The organism is Streptomyces sp. NBC_01013, assembly GCF_045162765.1.
In the GTDB taxonomy this organism is placed as follows: domain Bacteria; phylum Actinomycetota; class Actinomycetes; order Streptomycetales; family Streptomycetaceae; genus Streptomyces.
In genome coordinates this window covers 5,016,742-5,042,634 of sequence record NZ_CP108687.1, presented here as the reverse complement: position 1 = coordinate 5,042,634, position 25,893 = coordinate 5,016,742, and the positions used below count along the sequence as shown (strand labels likewise).

22 protein-coding genes are annotated in these 25,893 nt (G+C 71.7%); 6 read left to right on the top strand and 16 right to left on the bottom strand.

Features of this window, described 5'->3' with window-relative positions:
* Positions 1 to 16 precede the first annotated feature (16 nt).
* The 5 genes from OG538_RS21960 to OG538_RS21940 all read right to left on the bottom strand — a co-directional run bounded on the left by OG538_RS21960 (position 17) and on the right by OG538_RS21940 (position 9,098).
* Complete coding sequence (locus OG538_RS21960; RefSeq protein WP_406096120.1) at positions 17 to 712, bottom strand: LuxR C-terminal-related transcriptional regulator; 696 nt, start codon at positions 710 to 712, stop codon at positions 17 to 19.
* Between the two features lie 307 nt (positions 713 to 1,019).
* Positions 1,020 to 2,963, bottom strand: a complete 1,944-nt coding sequence (locus OG538_RS21955; RefSeq protein WP_406096118.1) for a PQQ-binding-like beta-propeller repeat protein — start codon at positions 2,961 to 2,963, stop codon at positions 1,020 to 1,022.
* Between the two features lie 114 nt (positions 2,964 to 3,077).
* A complete protein-coding gene (locus OG538_RS21950; protein ID WP_406096116.1) occupies positions 3,078 to 4,919 on the bottom strand; it encodes a PQQ-binding-like beta-propeller repeat protein in 1,842 nt (613 codons plus the stop codon).
* A 294-nt stretch (positions 4,920 to 5,213) separates the two neighbouring features.
* Positions 5,214 to 7,079 carry a PQQ-binding-like beta-propeller repeat protein gene (locus tag OG538_RS21945; RefSeq protein WP_406096114.1) on the bottom strand — a complete coding sequence of 622 codons (1,866 nt, stop codon included), beginning with the start codon at positions 7,077 to 7,079 and terminating at the stop codon, positions 5,214 to 5,216.
* 201 nt (positions 7,080 to 7,280) lie between these two features.
* On the bottom strand, positions 7,281 to 9,098 hold the full coding sequence (locus OG538_RS21940) for an ABC-F family ATP-binding cassette domain-containing protein (protein WP_406096112.1): 1,818 nt from the start codon (positions 9,096 to 9,098) through the stop codon (positions 7,281 to 7,283).
* 191 nt (positions 9,099 to 9,289) lie between these two features.
* Between OG538_RS21940 and OG538_RS21935 the strand changes: the two genes are divergently transcribed.
* Positions 9,290 to 9,937: a lipoprotein gene (locus OG538_RS21935; protein ID WP_406096110.1), complete on the top strand. Its 648-nt coding sequence runs from the start codon at positions 9,290 to 9,292 to the stop codon at positions 9,935 to 9,937.
* A 53-nt stretch (positions 9,938 to 9,990) separates the two neighbouring features.
* Here the strand turns inward: OG538_RS21935 and OG538_RS21930 are convergent, their stop codons facing one another.
* The 6 genes from OG538_RS21930 to rsmI all read right to left on the bottom strand — a co-directional run bounded on the left by OG538_RS21930 (position 9,991) and on the right by rsmI (position 15,439).
* Positions 9,991 to 10,890: a 4-(cytidine 5'-diphospho)-2-C-methyl-D-erythritol kinase gene (locus OG538_RS21930; protein WP_406096108.1), complete on the bottom strand. Its 900-nt coding sequence runs from the start codon at positions 10,888 to 10,890 to the stop codon at positions 9,991 to 9,993.
* Positions 10,887 to 11,759 carry a 16S rRNA (adenine(1518)-N(6)/adenine(1519)-N(6))-dimethyltransferase RsmA gene (rsmA, locus tag OG538_RS21925; protein WP_406096106.1) on the bottom strand — a complete coding sequence of 291 codons (873 nt, stop codon included), beginning with the start codon at positions 11,757 to 11,759 and terminating at the stop codon, positions 10,887 to 10,889. Before rsmA ends, OG538_RS21930 begins: the two co-directional genes overlap by 4 nt.
* A 9-nt stretch (positions 11,760 to 11,768) precedes the next feature.
* Positions 11,769 to 12,812, bottom strand: coding sequence for a ubiquitin-like domain-containing protein (locus OG538_RS21920; RefSeq protein WP_406100253.1), 1,044 nt, complete (start codon positions 12,810 to 12,812; stop codon positions 11,769 to 11,771).
* A gap of 284 nt (positions 12,813 to 13,096) precedes the next feature.
* Entirely contained in the window at positions 13,097 to 13,963 is an 867-nt protein-coding gene (locus OG538_RS21915; protein ID WP_406096104.1) for a TatD family hydrolase, read from the bottom strand.
* 48 nt (positions 13,964 to 14,011) lie between these two features.
* The gene (locus OG538_RS21910; protein WP_406096102.1) at positions 14,012 to 14,383 is read right to left on the bottom strand and encodes a hypothetical protein; all 372 of its coding nucleotides are present in this window, start codon (positions 14,381 to 14,383) and stop codon (positions 14,012 to 14,014) included.
* Between the two features lie 159 nt (positions 14,384 to 14,542).
* A complete protein-coding gene (rsmI, locus tag OG538_RS21905; RefSeq protein WP_406096100.1) occupies positions 14,543 to 15,439 on the bottom strand; it encodes a 16S rRNA (cytidine(1402)-2'-O)-methyltransferase in 897 nt (298 codons plus the stop codon).
* A gap of 53 nt (positions 15,440 to 15,492) precedes the next feature.
* On the opposite strand from rsmI, the gene OG538_RS21900 reads away from it, so the two are divergent.
* The 4 genes from OG538_RS21900 to OG538_RS21885 all read left to right on the top strand — a co-directional run bounded on the left by OG538_RS21900 (position 15,493) and on the right by OG538_RS21885 (position 20,531).
* A complete protein-coding gene (locus OG538_RS21900; protein WP_406096098.1) occupies positions 15,493 to 17,271 on the top strand; it encodes a dolichyl-phosphate-mannose--protein mannosyltransferase in 1,779 nt (592 codons plus the stop codon).
* 134 nt (positions 17,272 to 17,405) lie between these two features.
* Positions 17,406 to 19,058, top strand: a complete 1,653-nt coding sequence (locus tag OG538_RS21895; protein WP_406096096.1) for a penicillin-binding transpeptidase domain-containing protein — start codon at positions 17,406 to 17,408, stop codon at positions 19,056 to 19,058.
* A 112-nt stretch (positions 19,059 to 19,170) separates the two neighbouring features.
* Complete coding sequence (locus OG538_RS21890) at positions 19,171 to 19,683, top strand: YbaK/EbsC family protein (protein ID WP_406096094.1); 513 nt, start codon at positions 19,171 to 19,173, stop codon at positions 19,681 to 19,683.
* Complete coding sequence (locus OG538_RS21885) at positions 19,680 to 20,531, top strand: EamA family transporter (protein ID WP_406096092.1); 852 nt, start codon at positions 19,680 to 19,682, stop codon at positions 20,529 to 20,531. The genes OG538_RS21890 and OG538_RS21885 overlap by 4 nt, the downstream gene beginning before the upstream one ends.
* Before the next feature lie 33 nt (positions 20,532 to 20,564).
* On the opposite strand, the gene OG538_RS21880 is transcribed toward OG538_RS21885, so the two are convergent.
* The 5 genes from OG538_RS21880 to OG538_RS21860 form a co-directional block, all read right to left on the bottom strand.
* Complete coding sequence (locus tag OG538_RS21880) at positions 20,565 to 21,521, bottom strand: SDR family NAD(P)-dependent oxidoreductase (protein ID WP_406096090.1); 957 nt, start codon at positions 21,519 to 21,521, stop codon at positions 20,565 to 20,567.
* Positions 21,518 to 22,678, bottom strand: a complete 1,161-nt coding sequence (locus OG538_RS21875) for a serine hydrolase domain-containing protein (protein WP_406100251.1) — start codon at positions 22,676 to 22,678, stop codon at positions 21,518 to 21,520. Before OG538_RS21875 ends, OG538_RS21880 begins: the two co-directional genes overlap by 4 nt.
* Before the next feature lie 66 nt (positions 22,679 to 22,744).
* Positions 22,745 to 23,524, bottom strand: a complete 780-nt coding sequence (locus tag OG538_RS21870) for an energy-coupling factor ABC transporter ATP-binding protein (protein WP_406096088.1) — start codon at positions 23,522 to 23,524, stop codon at positions 22,745 to 22,747.
* Positions 23,521 to 24,282, bottom strand: coding sequence for a cobalt ECF transporter T component CbiQ (cbiQ, locus tag OG538_RS21865; protein WP_406096086.1), 762 nt, complete (start codon positions 24,280 to 24,282; stop codon positions 23,521 to 23,523). The genes OG538_RS21870 and cbiQ overlap by 4 nt, the downstream gene beginning before the upstream one ends.
* On the bottom strand, positions 24,282 to 25,346 hold the full coding sequence (locus OG538_RS21860) for an energy-coupling factor ABC transporter permease (protein ID WP_406096084.1): 1,065 nt from the start codon (positions 25,344 to 25,346) through the stop codon (positions 24,282 to 24,284). Before OG538_RS21860 ends, cbiQ begins: the two co-directional genes overlap by 1 nt.
* Before the next feature lie 191 nt (positions 25,347 to 25,537).
* Between OG538_RS21860 and OG538_RS21855 the strand changes: the two genes are divergently transcribed.
* A complete protein-coding gene (locus OG538_RS21855; protein ID WP_406096082.1) occupies positions 25,538 to 25,888 on the top strand; it encodes an SsgA family sporulation/cell division regulator in 351 nt (116 codons plus the stop codon).
* Positions 25,889 to 25,893: the final 5 nt, after the last annotated feature.

Below are 25,893 nucleotides of genomic sequence, written 5' to 3'. Positions count from 1 at the left end.
CAGGGGCCGGACACCGTCAGCCGACGGTGTCCGGCCCCTGCGGCGTCCCCAGGGCCGCGCGGTCCAGCAGACCGGTGCGGGCGGCGAGTGCCGCCGCCTCCAGCCGGGAGCCGACCCCCAGCTTCATCAGCACGCGCTGCACATGGGTGCGGGCGGTGCTGGGCGCGATCCGCATACCGGCCGCGATCAGCCGGGTGTCCTCGCCCTCGGCGACCCGGACCAGGACCTCGACCTCGCGCGGGGTGAGCATCCCCAGCAGCCGACGGCCCTCGTCGTCCGGCTGCACCGCGGGGTTGAGCAGCTCGGCGAAGGCGCCCTGGAGCAGCTGCGGCGCGATCACCGCCTCACCCGCCCGCGCCTTGACCATCGCCCGCTCCACACCCTCGATGCGCTCGTCGTGCCGTACGTACCCGGCGGCGCCTGCGGCGAAGGCCGCCGCGATGCCGCGCGGACTGGGCACGGGGCCCAGGACCACCACGGCGGTCTGCGGGCGCTCGCGCCTGATCCTGACGATCGGGTCGAAGGTGCCCGGCTCGGCGGGCGCTCCCGTGCCGAAAAGACAGATCTCCGGAGCTCTGCTGACCACCAGTTCCGCCGCACCGGAGGTGGGCGCGGCAGCGGCGAGCACCCGGTGCCCCCGCAGCTTCAGTGCCGAGGCGAGCGCCTCGGCCAGTAGTCGGTGGTCATCGACCACCATGAGCCGCACGCCCATCGAGCAACCCCCCCATAGCAGCGGCAGGCCCCCCGGCCCTCTCTAGACCCGGCAAGTTACACGCTTGTTCGAGGCGGCGGGTGTCTTAGCGGACAGAAGGATCGAGATAGCCGACATCGGGTGCTTCGAGAGCGAGTTGATGGCCCATCATGGCCGAATTCAGGCCGGTGCGACCTGCTTGCTGACCATTACGGATCGGCTTCGGGGGAATCCTGCCTCTCCCCGGGACTCCGCTCGTCCTGACGGGGCGGGACATGCGTGAGGGGGTGGAGCCGGCCGGCTCCACCCCCTCACGCATGTGCCGCGGTCAGCTCGTGCTGAACGAGACGACGAGGTACTCCTTGTCGTCCAGCGAGCTCTGCCGCGGCTTGCTGACCATCGTCTCGGAGATGTACAGCTTGCCGCCGCCGTAGAGGTACTCGGCGTAGTCCGAGGAGAAGCTCGTCTCCGCGTCCCGGACGGACTCGTCGGCCGGGTTGTCCATCAGCACGGTCTGCTTGAAGGTCGCGCCGTCGATGGAGACGATCTGGCCGCCCTTGTCGTAGGGGGGCTCCTTGTACGCGATGATGTTGCCGCCGTCCATGCGGACCGGGAACATCGAGTAGCGGTCGCCTGCGTCGGCCCGGTCGCTGGTCGGCTTGCCGGTGGTCAGGTCGAACGAGACGATCTCGTTGGTCCGGCCGTACTCCTCGGTGCCCTCGTGCTCCTCGGTGGGCACGTAGATGCGGTTGTTGCCGACGGTGAGGTGCTGGCAGCTCTCCACCTTGGTGGCGCGGCAGCTCGCCGCGTACTTCTCGCCGTCCGCCGCGATCCGGGTCAGCAGCTTGCCGCTGGCCGCGTCGATCGAGAAGAAGTCCGAGATGCCGCTGCCGTCGCCCGCGGTGTCGCCGACATCGGCGGCGACGACGAGCGGCTTGGTGGAGACGATGCTCGCGTATTCGACTCCGGGCGGCATCTTGTACGAGGAGAGCGGGGCCCCGGTGGTCGGGTTCAGCGCCTGGATGACGAGCTGCGGGTCGTCGTACGTACCGCACTTGCGGACCACCGCAAGCGCTTCGCCGCCGCCGTACCCCTTGTCGTAGCAGCCGTCCGTGCTGACCTTCGGCTTCCAGCGCTCGGCGCCGGTGTTCAGGTCGAAGGCCGCGCCGCCGTCGGTGCCACCGGCGGCGACCGTGATGCCGCTGAGGGTGATCTCGTCGAACCGGACCGGGCGGTCGCCACCGGTGGAGGCGGTGACCGACTTGTTCCACATGAGCTTGCCGGTGCTCAGGTCAAGGGCGCCCACCTGGTTGCAGCTGGGGTACTTGTTCGCCGCGGACCGCTTGCCCTCCTCGAAGGCGACGGCCGTCTTGAAGTCCTTGGTCATGTGCCGGGACGCGGCGCACAGCTGGCCGTCCAGCGGGATCGACCAGAGCTTGGTGCCCTTGGCCAGGTCGTAGCCGACGATCTCGTTGACGCCCGTCTTCACGTACGCCTTGTCGGTCAGCCACGAGCCGGCGACCGTGGTGACCTCGGTGACCTTGGGCTGCGGGAGCTGGAAGCCGACCTGGGACTTGACGTTGGCCGGGGCCTTCTCCTTGCCACCGCCTCCGGTGCTGCCGCCGTCGTCCGAACCGCCCTTGTTCTCGCCGGTGGTGCCGGTGGAGGTGGACGCCTCGTCCTTCTTCCCGCCGCCCTCGCCGCCACTGGACGCGAACCAGACGCCGCCACCGATGATCAGCGCCACGGCGACCGCCGCGGCGACGATGATCCGGGACTGGGTGGAGAACTTCTTGGGTCCGCCGCCGGGCTGCTGCGGCTGGTACGGCTGCTGCATCGGGGTGGTCGGGTAGCCGTAGCCCTGCTGCGGCGGCTGGCCGGGCGGGAATCCGTAGCCCTGCTGAGGGGCCTGGCCGGGCGGGAACCCGTACCCCTGCTGAGGGGGCTGGCCGGGCGGGAATCCGTAGCCGGACTGCTGCGGCGGGCCCTGCGGGTAGCCGTAACCGGGCTGCTGCTGGGGCGGTCCGGCGGGCGGCGGGGTCCCGTAGGCACCGGGGGCCGGGGGCGGCGGGGTGGCCGGCTGCTTGCCGAACGGGTCGGCAGGCGGCGGCGTCGGTGCGCCGAAGCCATCGGGCGGAGTGTCCTGCGGGGCTCCGAAACCACCGGGCGGGGTGTCCTGCGGGGCACCGAAACCACCGGGTGGGGGGTCCTGCGGCGCGCCGAACCCGCCCTGCGGCGGGTCGTTGGGCGGCGGCTGGGGCGGCTGCGTCATGGCGTTGCGTACCTCGGGGGAAGGGGATTCGGGGGGCGGTGGGCCGGAGCCGGTCGCGGGCGGGTCTGTGCCGCCCGCGACCGGTGATGTTCCTGCGGGTGCCGTGGAGAGCGGTTACTTGCCGAAGGCCATCATCGTCTTCGTCTCCAGCTCTTCTTCGTCGTTGCTCGCGCTGACCCGCCCGCTCGTGATGAACGAGCGGCCGTTCGCGTAGAGCACCTCCGCGTCCCAGAAGGAGCTCTCGATCTGCGCCGTCGACGCCGGATGCTGGAGCACCGTCTTCGGGCTGCCACCGGAGGGTGCCAGGGTCGCGATCCCGCCGCCCTTGTTGTAACCGGCGTCCAGGTAGAGGAGCACGTCGGCGCCCTCCATCCGCAGCGGCTTCATGGTCTGGCCGGCCGGGGCCTTCGCCTTCCACTTCGTCTTACCGGTGTTCAGGTTGAACGCGACGACCTGGTTGGTGCGGGCGGAGCCGCTGGTGTCGTCCTGCGTCGCCATGTAGAAGGTGTTGGCATCGGCCGCGACACCGGTGCACCCGTCGAGGCGCTGACCGAAGATGGCGAACGCGCCACCGCAGTCCGGTGCGAACTTGTCGCCCTTGTCGCTGACGATCTGGGAGCGGAGCGTGCCGTTCTCCCGGAACGCGAGGATGCTCCACTTCTTGTTGTCGCTGCTGCTTCCCTTGGTCAGCGACACGATGAGGGGACTCACCGAGTAGACCTTGTCGACCTCCCAGCCACGCGCGGGCTTGTAGGTCCACTTGGGCTTGCCGGTGTTCGGGTCGATCCGCTCGATCTGCTGCTGCGGGTTGTCGAGGTCGTCGGTACGGCAGTTGGTGGCGGCGATCAGCTTGGGGCCGCCCGCGAAGGCGAACGGCTGGCAGATGCCGGCGCGCTTGCCGAACAGCTCCTTGCCGTCGCTCACCCGGAACGCGTTGGAGGCGCCGGTGCGGCCGACCGTCACGGTGTTGCCGCTGATGGCCAGGGAGATGTCCGACATCAGGTCGAAGAGCCCGCTGCTCTTGACCGGCTTCTTCCAGCCCGCCTTGCCGGTGTTGAGGTCGATCAGCTGGAGGTCGGAGCAGTCGGCCTTGTCGGTCGTGCCGTTCTTGACCGCGATGACGATCTTGCCGTCCGCGGTCGTCTGCGCCGGCGCGGAACAGATGTCCGCGGGCAGCTTCAGCGTCCACTTCTGCTTGCCGTCGGCCGCCGAGTAGCCGGAGACCGTGCGGTACATGCCCTTGACGATGGTGTCGCCGACGATCCACGGGCCGTACACGTCCGCGCCGTTGCGCGGCAGGTCGACGTCGTTCGTCTGGAGCCAGAGCACCTTCGCCTCGCCGGGCTTGCGCCCGCCGTTCAGGTCGTCGTCGCCCTCCCGGCCGGTGCCGTTGCCGTCGCCCTCGTCGACGGACGGCGAGGTGGTCGGCTTCAGGACCTCTTCGCTCTTCTTCACGACGGGCTTCTTGCCGTCGTCACCGCCGCTCGTCGCCAGGTAGACACCGCCGCCTATGACCAGGAGCGCGGCAACCGCGGCACCGATGATCACGGCGGGCTTGCCCTTGAAGGGGTTGCCGCCACCGGGGCCCGCCGGACCGGGCGGAACGGGTGCGCCGGGGTACTGCTGCTGCGGGTAGCCGTAACCCGGCTGCTGCGGCTGCCCGTACGGGCCGGGCTGCGAGCCGTACGGACCGGGCTGCTGCGGCTGGCCGTAGGGACCGGGCTGCTGCTGGGCGTACGGACCGGGCTGCTGGGGGTAGCCGTACCCCGGCTGCGGCGCCTGCGGCGGCTGCTGGGGGTAGCCGTAACCCGGCTGGGCGGCCGGCGCCTGGGGCGGCTGCGCCGGCGGCGGCGTCTGCGGCGGGCCCTGGGGTGGCTGCTGAGGAATCCCCTGCGGCGGCCCCTGCGGAGCGCCGAAGCCTCCCTGCGGCGGTTGCTGGCTGGGCGGCTGGGTCATCAGCGCGTCCCCCTTCATGCGGTCCGGTGCCCGGTCCGGACTCCCCCGCGATCACGCCGGAGCCCCAAGGGTCGGCCAAGACCCCTGAATTACCAGCGAAATGGAGCGAATCGGGCATGGATCCCGCAGTGTTACGTCAGTCGAGCGGGGCTTCTTTGTACCACCCGCCCCGTCACCCATTCCGGTTCGGTCCCTCCCTGTTCCCAAGGGAGAACCGGCCCGTGATGCCGCCGTTACGCCTGAGGGCCTGCAGGGAATCAAGGTGTCGCTTCCCCGCAGGCCCTCAGGCGGCCGTCAGTTGCCGAAGGCAGCGAGGGATCGCGTCTCGATTTCCTCGTCGTCCATGCCGCTGATCCTCGAATGCGTGAGGAAGCTGCGTCCGCCCACGTAGGAGACACGCGGCTCGAAGAAGGCGCGCTCGACGGTGGCGGCCGCGGCCGGGTGCCGCAGCAGCATCTTCCAGTCACCGCCGGTGGACGGGAGGGAGGCGATGCCACCGCCCTTGTTCTTGGCCGGCGCGAGGTACATCAGCAGCTTGCCGCCCTCCGTCCGCAGCGGCGTGAGGGGCTGGTCCACCGGCGAGGTGACGGTCCACTTGAACTTGCCGGTGGACAGGTCGAAGGCGGCGACCTTGTTGCCCTCACCGGCTTTGAGGTCGACGGCCCCGGTCGCCATGTAGAAGGTGTTCGCACCGGCGGCCACCCCGACGCAGCTGTCGAGGTTGGACCCCTGGACGCGCTGGTCCTTGTCGCACTTGGGCGCGTAGTTGCCCGGCCCGCCGGAGAGCTGGGTGCGATAGGTGCCGTTGGCGTTGAGCACCAGGATGCCCCACTTCTTCTCCTGCTTGAGCGAGATCACGAGGGGATCGGCGGAGTAGATCTGCGCGACCTGCCAGCCCTTCTTGACCTTGTACGTCCACTGGACCTTGCCGGTGGCGGGGTCGATCCGCTGCACCAGGTGTTCCTTGTGGTCGTCCGCGGCGGTCTGACAGCTCGCCGCGGCGATCGCCACGGGACCGCTGGCGAAGCCGAACGGCTGGCAGTTGCCCGGTAGTTTCCCGAACAGCACCTTGCCGTCGCTGACCCGGAAGGCGTCGGTCCTGCTGGTGCGCCCCACGGTCACGGTGTCCGCGTTGATCGCCATCGCGAGGTCGGAGAGCCCGTCCCAGGCACCGTCGCGGACGTACGCCTTGCGCCAGCCCGCCTTGCCCGTCGTGAGGTCGACCATCTGAAGGTTGTCGCAGAACGCGTCGCTCGCGGTGCTGTGCTCGATGCCCAGGACGATCTTGCCGTCCGCGGTGGGCTGCGTGGGCGCCGCGCACGCGTTGGTGGGCAGCCGCAGGCTCCACTTGAGCGTGCCGTCTGAGATCGAATAGCCCGTGACGGTGTGGTACATGGCCGTGACGACGATGTCGCCGGCGAACCACGGGCCGTACACGTCCTCGCCGCCCTCCGGCAGATCGACACCGCTCCTCTGCAGCCAGAGGGCCTTCGCCTCCCCCGGCTTGCGCTTCGCGTTGATGGCGGCGGCCTCGGCGCGCGGGCTGATCGTGTCGTTGTTCTCGTCGTCGTCCGGCCCGCTCCCGGTGGGGGAGGGCGGCGGCGGCGCGGAGCTGTGGCCGCCGTTCGCCGTGGGCTTGCCGTCGTCGCCGGAGGCGAGCCAGATACCGGCGCCGGCCAGGAGCACCACAGCGAGCAGGCCGCCGATGATCATCCCGGTCCGGCCCCGGAACCGGCCGCCGCCCTGCGGACCGCTGGGGCGTGGAGGCTGCGTCGGATAGCCGTAGCCCTGCTGCTGGGGCTGTTGCTGGGGCGGGTAGCCGTACCCGTACCCCTGCGTCGGCTGGGTGTACGGGCCGGGCTGACCGCCGTACGAACCGGGCTGCGTGTACGGGCCGGGCTGACCGCCGTACGAACCGGGCTGCGTGTACGGGCCGGGCTGACCGCCGTACGAACCGGGCTGCGTGTACGGGCCGGGCTGACCGCCGTACGAACCGGGCTGCGTGTACGGGCCGGGCTGACCGCCGTACGGGCCGGGCTGCGTGTACGGGCCGGGCTGACCGCCGTACGGGCCGGTCGGCTGCGGCTGGGCGCCGGACGGCGGGTCGTCAGGAGCTCCGAACCCGCCCTGTGGCGGCTGCTGTCCGGGCGGCTGGCTCATCGGCCCGTCCCCCTGTTCCGTTGTCGTTCCGGCGGTCCGTGCGGTGCGCCGAGGTTCGGCTGCCGCACCGGGCAGGGTTTCTTTCTACCACCCGTCCCACAGACCTCATCGGCCACACCGGTCACGACAGTTGCCCCCACCACGCAGCCGGGGCCTGCCGAGGCGCTCCGCCGGACAGGCCCCACACGCTTCGGCGTGCGGTCAGGCGTCCTCGGCCAGTTCCAGCCAGCGCATCTCCAACACATCGCGTTCCGCGACCAGTTCGCGCAGTTCGGCGTCGAGCTTCGCGACCTTCTCGAAGTCCGTGGCGTTGTCGGCGATCTGGGCGTGCAGCGTCGTCTCACGGGTCGACATCTTGTCGAGCTGCCGCTCGACCTTCTGCAGCTCCTTCTTGGCCGCACGTGCCTCCTGCGGCGAGACGCCGGGTGCCGGGGCGGTGGCCGGGGAGGCCGCGGAGGGTACGGCGGCGGGGGTTGCGGCCCCGGCCATCTGCAGCCTGCGCTCCAGGTACTCGTCGATGCCCCGCGGCAGCATCCGCAGCGACTTGTCGCCGAGAAGGGCCAGCACCCGGTCCGTGGTCCGCTCGATGAAGAACCGGTCGTGGGAGATCACGATCATCGACCCGGGCCAGCCGTCGAGGAGGTCCTCCAGCTGGGTCAGGGTCTCGATGTCGAGGTCGTTGGTGGGCTCGTCGAGGAAGAGGACGTTCGGCTCGTCCATCAGCAGCCGCAGGATCTGCAGCCTGCGGCGCTCACCGCCCGACAGGTCACCGACCGGCGTCCACTGCTTCTCCTTCGAGAAGCCGAACTGCTCGCAGAGCTGGCCCGCGGTCATCTCCCGGCCCTTGCCGAGGTCGACCCGGTCGCGCACCTGCTGCACGGCCTCCAGCACCCGGAGGTTCGGGTTGAGCTCCGCGACCTCCTGCGAGAGGTAGGCCAGCTTCACGGTCTTTCCGACGACGATCTTGCCGGCCGCCGGCTGCGCCTCGCCCTGGGTGCGGGCCGCCTGCTCCAGCGCCCGCAGCAGCGAGGTCTTGCCGGCACCGTTGACCCCGACCAGGCCGATCCGGTCGCCGGGGCCGAGCTGCCAGGTGAGGTGGGTGAGCAGCGTCTTGGGTCCGGCCTGGACGGTCACGTCCTCCAGCTCGAAGACCGTCTTGCCGAGCCGGGCGTTGGCGAACTTCATCAGCGCGCTGGTGTCACGGGGCGGCGGCACGTCGGCGATCAGCTCGTTGGCCGCCTCGATGCGGTAGCGGGGCTTGGACGTACGGGCGGGGGCGCCGCGCCGCAGCCAGGCCAGCTCCTTGCGCATCAGGTTCTGCCGCTTGCCCTCTTCGGTGGCGGCGATCCGCTCCCGTTCGGCCCGGGCGAAGACGTAGTCGCTGTAGCCGCCCTCGTACTCGTGGACCGTGCCGCGCTGGACGTCCCACATGCGGGTGCAGACCTGGTCGAGGAACCACCGGTCGTGGGTGACGCAGACCAGTGCGGAGCGGCGGGCGCGCAGATGTCCGGCGAGCCAGGAGATGCCCTCGACGTCGAGGTGGTTGGTCGGCTCGTCGAGGACGATCAGGTCCTGCTCGGCGATGAGCAGCTTGGCCAGCGCGATCCGGCGGCGCTCGCCACCGGAGAGCGGGGCGATGACGGTGTCCAGGCCCTGCTCGAAGCCGGCCAGGTCGAGGCCGCCGAAGAGCCCGGTCAGCACGTCGCGGATCTTGGCGCTGCCCGCCCACTCGTGGTCGGCGAGATCGCCGATGACCTCGTGGCGGATCGTGGCCTTCGGGTCGAGGGAGTCGTGCTGGGTCAGGACGCCGAGGCGCAGCCCGCCGTTGTGCGTGACCCGGCCGGTGTCCGCCTCCTCCAGCTTGGCGAGCATCCGGATGAGGGTCGTCTTGCCGTCTCCGTTACGACCGACGACACCGATCCGGTCCCCTTCGGACACACCGAGGGACACACCGTCGAGCAGCGCACGGGTGCCGTACACCTTGCTGACCTGCTCGACATTGACGAGGTTGACGGCCACAAACGCTCCAGCTCGAAGGAGAAACACTGACCTTCAGCGTAGTCGCCGCGGCGCCGGACTCCGTACGAGCGCCCGCTCACCCGTGCGGGACAGGCCGGGCACGGCGGTCGCGCGGACACCTCGGTGCGGTACCTTGCGCGGATTGATCAAGGCCCGGGGCGGTTCCCGGGCCTCACCGGGTGGGGGACTTCATGACACGACGTACGGTTCGCGGGCTGGCGCCCGTCCTGCTGGCAGCCGTCGCGCTGACGGGCTGCTCGTCGGCATCCGGCGACGGTGCGAAGGCGGACACGAAGCCGGGCGGCGGCGCGGCCGCACACGGGGCGGGCGACAAGGCCGCGGCGAAGGGCGGCACGGTCGGCGGTTCCGGTTCCGGATGCGAGCTGCCGGTCGTCTTCGACCTGGCGCAGCACTGGAAGGCGAAGGCCGTGGAGCCCGTCGAGGCGGACTCGGAGTTCGCCGCGCTCAGTACGCAGGGGCCGGTGAGCATGGTCTGCGAGATCGACGCGAAGCCCGCGGGGCACATCGGCTTCCTGCGGGTGTGGCAGGGCGACGGCAAGGGGAGCACGGCGCGCCGGGCCCTGGAGGGCTTCGTGAAGGCCGACGAGAACGCCTCGAAGATCACGTACACGCAGACCACGGTCGGAAAGCTGGCCGTGACCGAGGTGGGCTACACGATTTACAGCAAGATCATGGAGGAGTCGCGCCCGGCCCGCGCCTTCGCCGTCGCCACCCCGGACGGGCCGGTCGTGGTGCACGTGGGCGGGCTGGACGCGCAGGAGCACAAGGGGATGCTCCCGGCGTTCGAGCTGGCGAAGCGGAGCGTGCGGCTCGGCTGAACCACGCCACGTCCACGATGCCCCGGCCCGGGAGCCCGGCCGGGGCGTCGCGCTCAGCGGAGTGTGGCGCCCGGCGCCGGGGACGCCGCGATCCGGGCGGTGCGGCAGGTCCCCGAGGCGGTCAGCGCGTCGGCGACCTTGCGGGCCGACGCCTCGTCCTCGGTGAGGAACGCGGTGGTCGGCCCGGAGCCCGAGACCAGCGCGGCCAGTGCGCCCGCGGCGGTGCCCGCCGCGAGTGTGTCGGCCAGCGAGGGCCGGAGCGACAGCGCGGCGGCCTGCAGGTCGTTGCCGAGGGTCGCGGCGAGCGCGACCGGGTCTCCGGACCGCAGTGCGTCCAGCAGTGCGGTGGACGCGGCGGGCTCGGGCACGTGGGTGCCCGCCGTGAGCCGGTCGAACTCGCGGTAGACGGCCGGGGTGGAGAGGCCGCCGTCGGCGACCGCGAAGACCCAGTGGAAGGTGCCGCCGACCTCGACGGGGGTCAGCTGCTCCCCGCGGCCGACCCCGAGGGCGGCCCCGCCGACCAGGCTGAACGGCACATCGCTGCCCAGCTCGGCACAGAGGGCGAGGAGCTCGTCGCGGGTGGCGCCGGTGGACCAGAGCGCGTCGCACGCCAGCAGCGCGCCTGCCCCGTCGGCGCTGCCGCCCGCCATGCCGCCCGCGACGGGGATGTCCTTGGCGATGTGGATGTGCACATCGGGCGCGACGCCGTGCCGCTCGGCCAGCGCGATCGCGGCGCGGGCGGCGAGGTTGGAGGCGTCCAGCGGCACCTGGGCGGCGTCCGGGCCCGAGCAGGTGATGCGCAGCTCGTCGGCCGGGGTGACGGTGACCTCGTCGTACAGGCCGACGGCGAGGAACACGTTGGCGAGGTCGTGGAAGCCGTCGGGGCGCGCGGCGCCGACCGTGAGCTGGACGTTGACCTTGGCGGGTACCCGGACGGTGACGCTCTCGCTCATGCGGACAGCTCCGGCTTGTTCTCGGCGATGGCGGCGAACTCCTCGACCGTGAGTGCCTCTCCGCGGGCCTGCGGCGAGATGCCGGCCGCGACCAGGGCCGCTTCGGCGGCGGGGGCGGAGCCCGCCCAGCCGGCCAGGGCCGCGCGCAGCGTCTTGCGACGCTGGGCGAAGGCGGCGTCGACGACCGCGAAGACCTCGGCCTTGCTCGCCGTGGTGGCGACGGGCTCGGTCCTGCGCACCAGCGACACCAGGCCGGAGTCGACGTTCGGCGCGGGCCAGAAGACCTTGCGGCCGATGGAGCCGGCGCGCTTGACGTCGGTGTACCAGTTGGCCTTCACCGACGGCACGCCGTAGACCTTGTTGCCGGGCCTGGCGGCCAGCCGGTCGGCGACCTCGGCCTGCACCATGACCAGGGTCCGCTCGATGCTGGGGAAGCGGTCGAGCATGGTGAGCAGCACGGGCACCGCGACGTTGTACGGGAGGTTGGCGACCAGCGCGGTCGGCGGGGGGCCCGGCAGCTCACGCACGAGCATCGCGTCCGAGTGGACGAGGCTGAACCGGTCGGCGCGCCCGGGCATCCGGGCGGCGACCGTGGCCGGCAGGGCGCTCGCCAGTACGTCGTCGATCTCGACGGCCACGACCCGGTCGGCCGCCTCCAGAAGCGCCAGGGTCAGCGAGCCCAGACCGGGGCCGACCTCCACCACCACGTCGTCGGGGCGGACCTCCGCGGTGCGCACGATCCGGCGGACCGTGTTGGCGTCGATGACGAAGTTCTGACCGCGCTGCTTCGTGGGGCGTACGCCCAGCGTCGCGGCCAGCTCGCGGATGTCTGCGGGGCCCAGGAGGGCGTCGGGCTCTGTGGTGCTCACCCGTTAAGCCTACGGCCGCTGAGCGCCCCCGGGGGCCCGCCCCCGCTGGAGGTCCGGCTTCCTCCCCCGCCCGGCCGTGCGGGGCCCGGTGCCGGCCTTCACCACCTGGCTGACCGGCTCCCGTACGACCTCCGAGGCCAGCACGCGGGGCTTCTGCCGCACACCGTTGACGGTCCGCAGGGCGTACATGACCCGGCGCGACCCGTCCCGCCCCTCCCGTTCGACCACCTCCGTGCCGACGGCCAGGGACCCGTCACCGGACCGCTCCACGCCGTACGGCAGCAGCTCCTCACGCACCACCTTGAGGGTGGCGATCCGGAGCACCGAGACGGTCTGGCCCTCGCGCGGGAAGCTCTCCGGGGCCACGGACGTGGTGTCCTCGCCGTGCAGGATCACTCCGGCCCCGGCCACGGCCTCGCGGACGGTGGCGGCGTTGGTGCGGACGGTGTGCTCGCGGCCGTCGGCCATCACGGTGACGGTGCGCTCGGTGCGCACGTCCAGCGTCAGTCCGTTGCGCCCGATCGGCGCGGCCGGGGGGACGGAGAGGTAGGCGCCGTCGGCCCGCACGCCGAGCCGGCGCAGGGCGGCGCCCACGGTGGCTTCGGAGGTCCAGACCCGGCGCCGCACCCCGTCGAGCGTGAGCGTCACCGGGCGGGGGCCGCCGACGGTGATCACGTCACCGTCGGAGAGGCGGGTGCCGGGGGCCGGGGACACCGCGGTGCCGTCGTCGGCGTCGATGCCCTGTTCGGCGAGGAGTTCTCCGACGTCGTCCGCGAAGGTGTGCAGGGTGCGGGGCTCCCCGTCGAGGTCCAGCGTCACGGCCTTGTCCTCGGCGACGAACGCAGTCGTCCCGCCCGCCAGGAACGCCACCACGAGGGCCTGCGGCACCAGGCGGCGCAGCTGCTCGGGACGCACGGACACCCGGCGCCGCCGAGCACCCCTCCGCGCACCGGGCCTGCCGCCGGAGGCCGGCACGGGGAGCGCGGTGACGGTGGGGGCCTGCGCGGTACGGCTCGCGCCGCCGGTCGCGGCCACGGTCCGGCCCGTGGGCATGTCGACGACGGTCGGCGTGCGGCGGGGCCACGCGGCGAGCGTCAGCTCCTCGTGCGGCGGTACGGGGGACGGGCCCGGCACGACGACGGTGGCGGGCCCGCGCGTCCCGGTGCCCGCCGTACGCCCCCTGCCGCGTGCTGCACGGTGACTGCCCTGCGAATTGCTCACGACGCTCGCTCCAGAAGATCCGTACCGGCCGGCTCACTCTTGCGCGCCCGGGACGATAGCGGAGCGGCGGGTCACTCTCCAAAGCGACGCGACTACCCAGCGTGGCGGAGCTTCGCTCAGTAGTCGAACGCGCGAGCCGTGTTGTCGGCGATCGCCGACGCCAGGGTGTCCTCGTCGACGCCCTTGACGGCTGCCATGGCGCGCAGCGTGACCGGAATCAGGTAGGGCGCGTTAGGCCGTCCGCGGTACGGCGCGGGGGTGAGGAAGGGGGCGTCCGTCTCGACCAGGACCAGTTCCATCGGCGCCACGGCCAGGGCGTCGCGCAGCGGCTGGGCGTTCTTGAACGTCATGTTGCCCGCGAAGGACATGAAGTACCCGGCGTCCGCGCACACCCGGGCCATGTCGGCGTCGCCCGAGTAGCAGTGGAAGACGGTCCGCTCGGGGGCGCCCGCGTCGGCCAGGATGCGCAGCACATCGGCGTGCGCCTCGCGATCGTGGATGACGAGCGCCTTGTCGTGCCGTTTGGCGATCTCGATGTGGGCCCGGAAGGACTCCTCCTGGGCGGCCATGCCCTCGGGGCCGGTGCGGAAGTGGTCGAGGCCCGTCTCGCCGACGCCGCGGACGTGGTCCAGTGCGGCCAGCGCGTCGATCTCGGCGAGCGCCTCGTGCAGCGCGGCGTCCCCGCCGCCCTCGCGTGCCCCCTGGCGCGACCAGCCGTCCGGATCGCCGTGGACGATCCTCGGCGCCTCGTTGGGGTGCAGGGCCACGGCCGCGTACACACTCGCGTGCGCGGCCGCCGTCTCGGACGCCCAGCGGGAGCCCTTCACGTCGCAGCCCACCTGGATCACGGTCGTCACGTTCACCGCGGCGGCCCTGGCGAGGGCCTCCTCGACGGTGCCGTCCTGCATGTCCAGATGGGTGTGCGAATCGGCGACCGGCACCCGGAGGGGCTCGGGCAGCGGCGGGGCTTCGGTACGGCTCATGGCCACGATCGTACGAGGACCGTGGCCGGTGAGGTCACCGTGCGGGCATCACCGTCGGTGGAAGGGATGGAGCAGGTCGGAGAAGTGCCAGTGGCGGTCGCCCGTGGGAGCGGCGGTGGCGGCGACGGGCTCCCGCGCCTCCGTGTCGGCGTCGGCCGGGCGGCGGCTCTGGAGCAGCTGCTGAACCGACGACACCCGGCCGGCCCGCATGATCCGGACGACGTGTCCGCCGCAGTTCGTGCAGGTCGGTGTGGAAAGCGGTGACGGCACGCGTTCGCCGTCCGCCTTGTAGACCACGTACGCATGGTGGGAGGCGTCGATGTGGTGCTCTATTTCGTAGGCCTGTTCCCAGCCGTATCCGCACCTCATGCAGGCGAAGGCATACGCCTCGTGCACGGTGGTTGATGCGATCTCGCTCATGCCTGCTCCTCTTGTCCGCCGGACAAGCACTCCGGAGAATGCGTCCTGGATCCAGTGGACGCCTTTACCGGCGGGAGCGCACCGGGCCCTGTCGAGTGTTGGACCGGTTTTGGCCTTCTCGTGGCAAAAGGGGCCGGAACGCGGCTCGCGCTTTGCCTTTCACGATAGTCCTTTGCCGTCCGCTGGGCCGGTCCGAGCCGCATTCTTTGCTGCGACGACCGCGTCGAACACCTCGCGCTTGGGCAGCCCCGCCGCGGCGGCGACGGCGGCGATCGCCTCCTTTCGCCGCTCCCCCGCCTCCTCGCGCACCTGCACCCTGCGCACCAGCTCCTCGGCGTCCAGTTCCTCGCCTCCGGACTCGGCCGCGCCCTCGACGACGACGGTGATCTCGCCGCGTACGCCCTCGGCCGCCCAGACGGCGAGGTCGCCCAGCGGGCCGCGCTTCACTTCCTCGTACGTCTTGGTCAGCTCCCGGCACACCGCGGCGCGCCGGTCGGCGCCGAAGACCTCGGCCATCGCGGCGAGGGTGTCGTCGAGCCGGTGCGGGGCCTCGAAGAAGACCATGGTGCGGCGCTCGTCGGCGACCTCACGGAGCTTGCCGAGGCGCTCACCGGCCTTGCGCGGCAGGAAGCCCTCGAAGCAGAACCGGTCCACCGGCAGCGCGGACAGCGCGAGGGCGGTGAGCACCGCCGACGGGCCCGGCACCGCGGTGACCTTGATGTCCTTCTCCACGGCGGCGGCGACCAGGCGGTAGCCGGGGTCGGACACGGACGGCATTCCGGCGTCCGTGACCAGCAGCACGCGGGCGCCGCCCATCAGCGCCTCGACGAGTTCGGGTGTACGGGCGGACTCGTTGCCCTCGAAGTAGGAGACGACACGCCCCGTGGTGTGGATGCCCAGCGCCTGGGTCAGCCGGCGCAGCCGGCGGGTGTCCTCGGCGGCGACGACATCGGCCGTCTCCAGTTCGGCGGCGAGTCGTGGCGGGGCGTCCGCCACATCGCCGATGGGGGTCCCTGCGAGTACCAGCGTTCCAGTCGTTCCAGTCACAACGTCCATCCTCCCAGCACGGGCGGCACCACTCGCACAGATGCGTTCCCTACGATGGCGCGGTGACGAGTACTGCGCCCGAGGCCCGGCAGGGCCAAGACGCCGGGGAACAACACGGCCCGGAGCCGACATCCTGGCAGCAGCGGCTGCGCCGCTTCGGCCATTCCCCGCGCCCCGGTATCGGGCTGCGCGAGCGGCTTGTTCCGCCGTACACCCGCCCGGGCGGCCAGGTGTGGGCGGTGCTCGGAGTGCCCCCGCGGCTCGCGGACCGGCTGGTGCGCTGGTCGGCGTGGGGCGGTCCGCTGCTGGTCGCGGCGGTCGCCGGGCTGCTGCGGTTCTGGAAACTGGGCAGCCCGCACGCGGTGATATTCGATGAGACGTATTACGCCAAGGACTCCTGGGCGCTCATCAAGCAGGGGTACGAGGGGGCATGGCCCAAGGACGTCGACAAGCTGATCCTCAACGACCCGTCCCAGGTGCCGGTCCCGACCGATCCGGGGTACGTGGTGCACCCGCCGGTCGGCAAGTGGATCATCGGGATCGGTGAGCAGCTCTTCGGGTTCACGCCGTTCGGCTGGCGGTTCATGGTCGCCGTGCTCGGCACGCTGTCGGTGCTGATGCTGTGCCGGATCGGCCGCAGGCTGTTCCGCTCGACGTTCCTGGGCTGTCTGGCGGGCGCGCTGCTCGCGGTGGACGGGCTGCACTTCGTGATGAGCCGCACCGCGCTGCTCGACCTGGTGCTGATGTTCTTCGTGCTGGCCGCGTTCGGCTGTCTGCTGATCGACCGGGACTGGGCGAGGCGCCGGCTGGCGGCCGCGCTGCCGGTCGACGAGGACGGCGTGCTGCGGCCGGACACCGGGGTCGCGGAGGGGCTGCGGCTGGGCTGGCGTCCGTGGCGGATCGCGGCCGGGATCTCACTGGGGCTGGCCTTCGGCACCAAGTGGAACGGGCTGTACATCATGGTCGCGTTCGGCCTGATGACGGTCCTGTGGGACGCGGGCGCGCGAAGGACCACGGGCGCGGTGCAGCCCTACAAGGCGGTGCTGAAGCGGGACCTGGTGCCGGCGTTCGTCTCCACGGTGCCGGTCGCGGTCCTCACGTACCTCGCCTCGTGGACCGGCTGGATCATGCGCAACGACCCCGACCGGCACGGCTACTACCGGGACTGGGCGGCGACCGACGGCAAGGGCGGCAGCTGGACCTGGCTGCCGGACTGGCTGCGCAGCCTGTGGCACTACGAGAACCAGGTCTACGAGTTCCATGTGAACCTGACGTCCGGCCACACCTACCAGTCCAATCCGTGGAGCTGGATCGTGCTGGGCCGGCCCGTCTCGTACTTCTACGAGGAGCAGAACGGCTGCACCCGGTCGTCGAACGGCAAGTGCGCGCAGGAGGTGCTGGCCCTCGGCACGCCCCTGCTGTGGTGGGCCGCGTGCTTCGCCCTGCTGTACGTGCTGTGGCGCTGGTTCTTCCGTCGCGACTGGCGGGCGGGCGCGATCGCCTGCGGGGTGGCGGCGGGGTGGGTGCCGTGGTTCCTCTACCAGGAACGCACCATTTTCTTTTTCTACGCGGTCGTCTTCGTACCCTTCCTCTGTCTCGCGGTCGCGATGATGATCGGCGCGATGCTGGGCCCGGCGGCGGGCACGGGGGAGAAACACGAACTGGGCCTCGCAAAGGAGGATCCCTCGGGCGAACGACGCAGGACACTGGGGGCGGTCGCGGCCGGCGTACTGGTCCTTCTGATCATCTGGAATTTCATCTATTTCTGGCCGCTGTATACCGGGACCCTGATTCCGGAGGATTCGTGGCGGGATCGCATGTGGCTGGATACCTGGATTTGACCGGTCTGTTCACGCGGACCCGGATCGCATTCCGATAACAACCGGCCCCGCTGTCACGGCAGTCCCGTAAAGTCCCCCGGAAAAGCCCCCTTGAACATGTTCAAGGGGGTCTCCTGGGGAGGGGGACTGCAGGGATGCGGAGCGGGGCGAAGGTAGCCGTGATCGGCGGGGTGTTCGCGGTCGTGGTCGGCGGGGTGGGATACGGGGCGTACAACATCCTGGACGGACTCGGAGACAGCGGCGTCGGGGGCGGCACGGACAGCAAGGCCTCCTCGGCCGAGGTGCGGACGGGCCCGGTCACCAAGGACGAGATCGCCGAGACGTCGAAGAAGTTCCTCGCGGCCTGGGCGAAGGGCGACGCGGCCGTCGCCGCCGGGCTCACCAACAACGAGGGCGACGCCGGGCCCGCGCTGACCGGCTACAGCGAATCGGCCCACGTCACCAAGGCCGTGATCACCCCGGCCCCGGCGACCGGCTCGACCGTTCCGTACACGGTCGAGGCGACCGTCTCCTACGGCGGGAAGACGAAGTCCTGGTCGTACGACTCCAAGCTGACCGTGGTGCGGGGGGTGACGACGGGCCACGCGCTCGTCGACTGGACGCCCTCCGTCATCCATCCGGAGCTGGACAGGGGCGAGTCGCTGGAGACGGGCGAATCGAAGACGGCGTCGATCGAGGCGGTCGACCGCTCCGGACAGGTGCTCACCAAGGAGAAGTACCCGTCGCTGGGCGGCATCCTGGACGAGCTGCGCAAGAAGTACGGTCAGAAGGCGGGCGGCACCACGGGCATCGAGACCTGGATCAACAGCGCGAACGCCGACGGGGTGGACAGGACGCTGCTGACGCTGGTCAAGGGGAAGCCGGGCAGGGTGCCGACCACGCTGGACGCGAAGGTGCAGGCAGCCGCCGAGAAGGCCGTGAAGAAGTACGACAAGTCGTCCGTGGCGGCCGTCGAGCCGTCGACCGGCGCGATCCGGGCCATCGCCAACAACCCCGCGGACGGCTTCGAATCGGCGCGCCTGGCCAAGGTGGCGCCCGGCTCGACGATGAAGATCGTGACGGCCGCGATGATCATCCAGAACGGGCTGGGCAGCGCGAACTCGGCGGTCGAGTGTCCGTCCACGGTGCCCTGGGAGGGCCGGACCTTCCATAACCTGAACGACTTCGCACTGCCGAACGCCACGCTGCAGCGAGCCTTCGCGAAGTCCTGCAACACCGCGTTCATCAAGCCGATCCTGCCGTTGGGCAGCGGCAAGCGGGACACCGCGCTCGGCAACGAGGCCTCGCAGTACTTCGGCATCGGCCAGGTCTGGCAGACCGGCATCGTGACGTGGGACGGCGCGGTACCGGCCTCCGAGGGTGCCGAGACCGCCGCGTCGTTCATCGGTCAGGGCAAGATCCAGATGAATCCGCTGAACATGGCGTCCATCACCGCCACCGCCGTCCATGGTCAGTTCCTGCAGCCGTACATCGTCCCGCGGGCCCTGGACGACCGGAAGTTCGCCACCGCCCGCCCGCTGCCGGGCGGAGTCTCCGCGCAGTTGGAACAGATGCTGCACTACACCGCCACGTCCCAGGAGGGCACGGCCACCCGCGCGATGGCGAGCGTGGGCGGCAGGAAGGGCGGCAAGACCGGCTCGTCGGAGGTCGACGGCCATGCCACGTCCGACAGTTGGTTCACCGGATTCAGCAACGACCTCGCGGCGGCGGCCCTCGTCCAGTCCGGTGGCCACGGCGGGGACGCGGCCGGCCCGGTCGTCGCGGAGGTCCTGCTCGCGGGGCCGTGACGGGGAGCCGGACGGACTCGGAGCCTTCGCCGCGCCTGCGGCAGAGGCCCTCGTCGTCCCTTCGGACCAAACCCGTCGCACGCTCCGGACCACGGCCGATAGCGTGCACGGCATGAGCACTTCCGACGCCCACGCCCCGACGAGCCACGACACCGCCGCCCACCCCCGGTTCGCCGAGGCGCTGCGCGCACTCGGCCTCGACGTCGAGATCCGCCGCTTCCCGGAGGCCACGCGCACCGCGGCCGAGGCCGCCGCCGCCCTCGGCTGCGAGCTCGGCGAGATCGTCAAGTCGCTGGTCTTCGAGGCCGACGGGGTGCCGGTCCTGGTCCTGGTGGACGGCTCCTCCCGCGTTGATGTGGAGCTCGTACGGCAGGAGTTGGGGGCGTCGATGGTGCGGCGGCCCGGTGCGGACGTGGTCCGGGAGGCCACCGGTTACGCGATCGGTGGCGTGCCGCCCTTCGGGCACCGCACCAGGACCCGGGTACTGGCCGACCGAGGGCTGCTCGCCCACGAGGTGGTCTGGGCGGCCGCCGGCACCCCGTACACGGTCTTCCCGCTCGCCCCGCAGACGCTGATCGAGCACGCCGGCGGCACCCTGGTGGACGTGCGCGAGCAGACGGCGTGACCCCGCTCGTCGCCATGGCCGTCCTGACGGCCGCTTTCACCCACGCCGGCTGGAACGCCATCGCGCACGCGATCAAGGACCAGCTGCTCTCCTTCACCCTGATCTCCGGGGGCGGTCTGCTGATCGGCGCGGCCGCCGCCTCCTTCGTCCCGTTCCCGGCCGCCGGGGCCTGGCCCTGCCTGTTCGTGTCCGCCGCCCTGCACGTGGCGTACATGCTGTTGCTGATGCGGTCGTTCACGCTGGGCGACTTCGGCCAGATGTATCCGATCGCGCGCGGCACGGCCCCGCTCGTGGTCACCGTCCTCGCCGCCGTGTTCGTGGGTGAGCGCCCGGACGGCTGGGCGACGGCGGGCGTGGCGGTCGCCTCGGCGGGACTGGTCGGGCTGGCCCTGTGGGGCATCCGCGGCTCCGGCAAGCGCCCCCACCGCCCGGCGATCCTGGCGGCCCTGGCGACCGGCCTCGCCATCGCCGGTTACACCACGGTCGACGGCCTGGGCGTCCGCGCCTCGGGCAGCTCGCTCGGGTACGTCGCCTGGCTGATGGTCCTGGAGGGCATCGCCATCCCGCTGTACGCCCTCTGCCGCCGCCGCTCCGCCCTGCCCGCCCAACTCCGCCCCCACGCGGTACGCGGCCTGCTCGGCGCGGCCCTGTCGGTGACGGCGTACGGGCTCGTCCTGTGGGCCCAGACCCGCGCGGCACTCGCCCCGGTCGCCGCGCTGCGCGAGTCGTCGATCATCGTGGGCGCTGCCATCGGGGCCGTGTTCTTCAAGGAGCGGTTCGGTGCCCCGCGGATCGCGGCGGCCGGCCTGATGGTGGTCGGGATCGGGCTGATGCTGCACACGAGTTGACCGGTCGGGCGCCCCCGCGCGCCCGGACCGGTCTCAGTCGTGTGCGAGTGCCTGCCGGAAGCCCGTGTTCACCGCGGTCAGCCCGCCGTCCACGCACAGCGTCGTGCCGGTGATCCACGCCGCGTCGCGCGAGGCGAGGAAGGCGACGGCCCCCGCGATGTCGTCCGGTTCACCCACCCTGCCGAGCGGATAGAGGCCGCTCACCTTGGCCAGTTCGGCTTCGCGGCCCGACCAGGCGTCGGTGCGGATCGTGCCGGGGGTGACCAGGTTGACCCGCACCCCGCGCGGTCCCGCATGGCCGGCGAGGGTGCGGGTGAGGCTCGCCAGTCCCGCCTTGGCGGCGCTGTAGGCGTGGTTGCCGAAGTCCTGCACGCCGTTGACGGAGCCGATGCCGACGATCGCGCCCCGGCCCGACGCGGCGAGGTGCGGCAGCGCGGCGCGCGCGCACCGGTAGGCACCGCTCAGCGTGATGTCCAGGTCGCGCTGCCACGTCTCGTCCGGCTCGTCCTCGAAGAGCGCGGCGTCGGGGGTGCACGCGTAGGCGTTGTTGACCAGCACGTCGAGCCCGCCGAACACCGAGACGGCGTGGGCCACCGCCGCCTCGACCGCTGCCCGGTCGGCCACGTCGCAGGCCAGCGAGTCGGCCGTGCCGCCGTGCTCCCGGATCTCCGCCGCCACCTGCGCCGCCCGGGCCCCGTCCAGGTCGGTGACCAGGACCCAGGCGCCCTCCGCAGCGAGTCTGCGGGCGATCGCGGCGCCGATGCCCCGGCCCGCCCCGGTGACGAGAGCCCTGTATCCGTCGAAGCGCGCGAGCGCACCGGAGGCCGCTGGGTCCGCGAGGAGCTCGGGGACCACCGAGGCGGCGGCGGCCGCGGAGAGCCCGGCGGTCTCGAACGTCTCGGGAATGGCGGGAGTCTCGGGGACCGCGGGGCCGGCCGGGGTCTCGGAGTCCTCGGGGGTCGAAGTCGTCTCGGGGATCTCAGGGGTCATAGAACCGACCGTACTGCGCGGACCAGTGCCTGGGCACGGGGATCGGCGGTGACTCCCTTCTGCAGACCGTTCGTCACATAGCCGAAGGCGATGCCTGATTCGGGGTCGGCGAAGCCCAGCGAACCGCCCCGGCCCGGGTGTCCGAAGGAGCCCGGGGCCAGCAGCGGGGCCGCCGGTCCGTGCAGCATGTAGCCGAGGCCGAAGCGGGTGCTCACGACCAGGACCCGGTCCGGGCCCGCCGACTCCTCGGTGCGGGCCAGGGTGAGGGTGGCCGGGGCGAACAGCCGGTGGCCGTCGACCGGGCCGATCATCGCGGCATAGCAGCGGGCCAGGCCGCGGGCGGTGGCGGTGCCGTTGGACGCGGGGAGTTCGGCGGCCCGGTAACCGCGGTCGTTCTCGTCGGGGAACGGGTCGATGGCGCCGAACGCCCGGCGGGTCAGCGAGTCCGGGTCGCGGTAGGCGTCGACGACCGAGCGCTTGGGACGCATCCGCAGCGCTCCCGTGCCGTCGCCCGCGGGGGGCTCGACGGGGCCGATCCGGCCCACCCGGTGTGCCTCGTCGGCCGGGATGCCGAACCAGAAGTCCAGGCCGAGCGGGCGGGCGATCTCCTCGGCGACCCAGCGGCCGACGGTCCGGCCGGTGACGCGCCGCACCAGTTCGCCGACGAGCCAGCTGTAGGTCTGCGCGTGGTAGCCGTGGTCGGTGCCGGGCTCCCACTGGGGGCGCTGCGCGGCGACCGCCCGGGGTCCGCTCACGCCGTCGGCCGCCTCGTCGGGGGTCAGTGGCCGGTCCAGGGCCGGGATGCCGGCCCGGTGGGCGAGGAGGTGGCGGACGAGGACGCGCTCCTTGCCGTTCGCCTTGAACTCCGGCCAGTACGTGCCGACCGGGGCGTGCAGGTCGATCTGGCCGCGCTGGTGCAGCAGCAGCGGGACGGCGGCGGCGATGCCCTTCCCGGCCGAGCGGACGATCTGCACGGTGTCGACGGCCCACGGTTCGACGCCGTCGACGTCTCTGGTGCCGGCCCACAGGTCGACGACCTTCTGTCCGTGCCGGTAGACGGTGACCGCTGCCCCACGGTCCCCGCGCTGTTCGAAGTTACGGATGAAGGCATCCCGGACCGGTTCGAATCCGGGCGCTGCCGTGCCCCGTACGTCCACGCCTGCTCCTGCGCTCCCGCTCATGCCCCCATGGTGCATTGCGCCGCAGGTCGCGAGTGGGGCGGGTCACCTCATGTTCACCGTTACGGAACGCGGATCGAACCCGAAGGGGAGCTCCAGCCGGTGGGCGCGCATGAGTTCCTCGTCGCACAGGAGGTCCTGGGTGCGGTCGTCGGCGGCGATGACGCCCTCGCTGAGGATGACGGCGCGGCCGCAGAGCTCCAGGGCGTACGGCAGGTCGTGCGTCACCATCAGCACGGTGACGTCCAACGAGCGCAGGATGTCGGCGAGTTCGCGACGTGAGGCCGGGTCCAGGTTGGAGGAGGGCTCGTCCAGGACGAGGATCTCCGGCCGCATGGCGAGGACCGTGGCGACCGCGACGCGGCGACGCTGGCCGAAGGAGAGGTGGTGCGGGGGCCGGTTCGCGTACTCCTCCATGCCCACCTGCTGGAGGGCTTCGGCGACGCGCTCCTCCAGTTCGGCGCCGCGCAGCCCGCCGGAGGCCGGTCCGAAGGCGACGTCCTCGCGGACGGTCGGCATGAAGAGCTGGTCGTCGGGGTCCTGGAAGACGATGCCGACGCGGCGGCGGATCTCGGCGAGGTTGCGCTTCTCGACCGGGAGCCCGGCGACGCGGACGCTGCCGGCGCCCGCGTCGAGGATGCCGTTGAGGTGGAGGACCAGGGTGGTCTTGCCGGCGCCGTTCGGGCCGAGCAGGGCGACGCGTTCGCCGCGCGCGACGGTCAGGTCGACGCCGAAGAGCGCCTGATGGCCGTCGGGGTAGGCGTAGGCGAGACCGCTGACCTCAAGAGAGGGCGGTGCGGGGGCGACGGGCGTGGACTGGCTCATACGGTCCATCCCAGCAGACACACGACGAGGGCGAGCAGGGGGAGTGCCGAGGCGTACGCCCATTGGGCACGCGAGGCCGTCACCTCGTCGATGACCGGCATGGAGCCGGTGTAGCCGCGGCTCACCATCGCGAGGTGGACGCGTTCGCCGCGCTCGTACGACCGGATGAAGAGGGCGCCCGCCGACTTGCCCAGCACACCCCACTGCCGTATCCCCCGCGCCTCGAATCCGCGCGAGCGGCGGGCGACGGACATCCGGCGCATCTCGTCGGTGATCACATCGCCGTACCGGATCATGAAGGAGGCGATCTGGACGAGCAGCGGCGGCAGCCTCAGGCGCTGGAGGCCGAGCAGCAGCGAGCGCAGTTCGGTGGTGGAGGCGAGGAGCACGGAGGCCGCGACGCCGAGGGTGCCCTTGGCGAGGACGTTCCAGGCACCCCAGAGTCCGGGGACGCTGACGGAGAGCCCGAGGACGTGGGTCTGCTCGCCGGGCACGACGAACGGCATGAGCAGCGCGAAGGCGACGAACGGCACCTCGATCAGCAGCCGCTTGAGGAGGAAGGTGGCCGGGATGCGGGCCGCGGCGGTGGCGCCCGCGATCAGCAGCGCGTACAGCCCGAAGGCCCACACCGCCTCGCGCGGGGTGGTGACGACGACCACGACGAAGGCGAAGACGGCAGCGAGTTTGCAGTGGGGCGGCAGGTCGTGGACCGGCGAGTGCCCGTGCCGGTAGAGCTTGTGGGCGTGCCCGGCGCCCATCAGACCTTCTCGTCGATGCGGGAGGTGACGGGCGCCTCGTCCTTCGTGCGACGGCGACGGCCGACCACGTAGAACGCACCGCTGCCGACGACGAGGGTGGCGCCGACACCGATCACGCCGGCGAGGCCGCCGGAGAGCCGGGCGTCGGAGACGTCCTCGACGCCGTAGTCGGCGAGCGGGGAGTCCTTGGCGGCGTGGTCCTTGGCCTCCTTGTCGATGCCCTGGTCGGACGCGACCTTCTCCAGGCCGTCCGGGTTCGCGGAGGCGTAGAAGGAGACGAATCCGGCCAGGACGAGGGCCGTGACCAGGCCGGTGGCCCACAGGCCCCGGGTGGAGCGGTGGGCGGCCGCGGCGGGCTCGGGCGCGGCGGCGAGGGCGTCGACCAGCTCGCCGTCGATGCGGAGCTTGAGCGGGGCGGTGAGGCCGCGGGCGCCGTGGACCAGGTCGGGACGGACGGCGATGACGGCGCCGACGGTCAGCGCGGTGATGGCGGCCTCCCCGAGGCCGATCAGGAGGTGGACCCCGACCATGGCGGTGAAGACCTTGCCGATCGGGATGTCGGTGGTTCCGCCGATCCAGTACATCAGCGTGAAGGCGACAGCCGCGGCCGGTACGGAGACCAGTGCGGCGACGAAGGACGCGGCGGTCGTGGAGCGGCGGGTGCGCGGCAGCACGCTCACGAGACCGCGGAAGAGGGCGTAGGCGACGACGGTGGTCACGACGCCCATGTCGAGGACGTTCACCCCGAGCGCGGTGAGCCCGCCGTCGGCGAAGAGGATGCCCTGCATCAGGAGCACGACGGAGATGCAGAGCACTCCGGTGTAGGGCCCGACCAGGATCGCTGCCAGCGCCCCGCCGAGCAGGTGCCCGCTGGTGCCGGCCGCGACGGGGAAGTTCAGCATCTGCACGGCGAAGATGAAGGCCGCGACCAGTCCTGCCAGTGGCGCGGTGCGTTCGTTCAGTTCACGCCGGGCCCCCTTCAGGCTGACGGCCACCGCACCGGCGGCCGCCACTGCGGCGACGGCGGAGACGGGTGCGTTGATGAATCCGTCGGGTACATGCATGGGGGCGGCTCCGCTTCCTGCGTTCCTGCATTGCTGCGCGGGGTCATGAACCTCTCAATGATAGGGCCTTGTTGCGAAGCGTTCGCAAGAGCGGGTCTGTCACAACTAACAAGCGGTCTCATCGTGCTCTTTTACGAAAATATGGGACATTAGAGGACACAGATGCATGCGCACACAGGAGGAGCCGGCCCATGTCCCCCGTGATCAAAGAACATGCCCGAGCCCGGCTCGTCACCGACGCCCGCGACCTGCCCGTGGTCCCGGTCGAGCTGCGATACGACACCGCCGCCGCCCCCGACACGGTCCAGGTCGCCTTCCCCGGCGGCACGGAGTGGGCTGTCGGCCGCGATCTGCTGGAGCGCGGCCTGCGCGCCCCCGTCGAACACGACAGCTTCCGGATCTGGCCGTGCGGCCGGGCCCAGCTGGTCGTCGAACGCCATACGGCGGACGGCGTCGACGTGGTGCAGTTCGACTGCGCACCTCTGATCCGTTTCCTGCGGCGTACGCACAGCCGGGCCAGAACCGAGACCGCGCCCGCCTGATCCAC

Coding starts and splice junctions, on each gene's coding strand:
- OG538_RS21960 (WP_406096120.1), bottom strand. CDS start 712: ATGGGCGTGCGGCTCATGGTGGTCGATGACCACCGACTACTGGCCGAG.
- OG538_RS21955 (WP_406096118.1), bottom strand. CDS start 2,963: ATGACGCAGCCGCCCCAGCCGCCGCCCAACGACCCGCCGCAGGGCGGG.
- OG538_RS21950 (WP_406096116.1), bottom strand. CDS start 4,919: ATGACCCAGCCGCCCAGCCAGCAACCGCCGCAGGGAGGCTTCGGCGCT.
- OG538_RS21945 (WP_406096114.1), bottom strand. CDS start 7,079: ATGAGCCAGCCGCCCGGACAGCAGCCGCCACAGGGCGGGTTCGGAGCT.
- OG538_RS21935 (WP_406096110.1), top strand. CDS start 9,290: ATGACACGACGTACGGTTCGCGGGCTGGCGCCCGTCCTGCTGGCAGCC.
- OG538_RS21930 (WP_406096108.1), bottom strand. CDS start 10,890: ATGAGCGAGAGCGTCACCGTCCGGGTACCCGCCAAGGTCAACGTCCAG.
- OG538_RS21920 (WP_406100253.1), bottom strand. CDS start 12,812: ATGCCCACGGGCCGGACCGTGGCCGCGACCGGCGGCGCGAGCCGTACC.
- OG538_RS21915 (WP_406096104.1), bottom strand. CDS start 13,963: ATGAGCCGTACCGAAGCCCCGCCGCTGCCCGAGCCCCTCCGGGTGCCG.
- OG538_RS21910 (WP_406096102.1), bottom strand. CDS start 14,383: ATGAGCGAGATCGCATCAACCACCGTGCACGAGGCGTATGCCTTCGCC.
- rsmI (WP_406096100.1), bottom strand. CDS start 15,439: ATGGACGTTGTGACTGGAACGACTGGAACGCTGGTACTCGCAGGGACC.
- OG538_RS21895 (WP_406096096.1), top strand. CDS start 17,406: ATGCGGAGCGGGGCGAAGGTAGCCGTGATCGGCGGGGTGTTCGCGGTC.
- OG538_RS21890 (WP_406096094.1), top strand. CDS start 19,171: ATGAGCACTTCCGACGCCCACGCCCCGACGAGCCACGACACCGCCGCC.
- OG538_RS21880 (WP_406096090.1), bottom strand. CDS start 21,521: ATGACCCCTGAGATCCCCGAGACGACTTCGACCCCCGAGGACTCCGAG.
- OG538_RS21870 (WP_406096088.1), bottom strand. CDS start 23,524: ATGAGCCAGTCCACGCCCGTCGCCCCCGCACCGCCCTCTCTTGAGGTC.
- cbiQ (WP_406096086.1), bottom strand. CDS start 24,282: ATGGGCGCCGGGCACGCCCACAAGCTCTACCGGCACGGGCACTCGCCG.
- OG538_RS21860 (WP_406096084.1), bottom strand. CDS start 25,346: ATGCATGTACCCGACGGATTCATCAACGCACCCGTCTCCGCCGTCGCC.
- OG538_RS21855 (WP_406096082.1), top strand. CDS start 25,538: ATGTCCCCCGTGATCAAAGAACATGCCCGAGCCCGGCTCGTCACCGAC.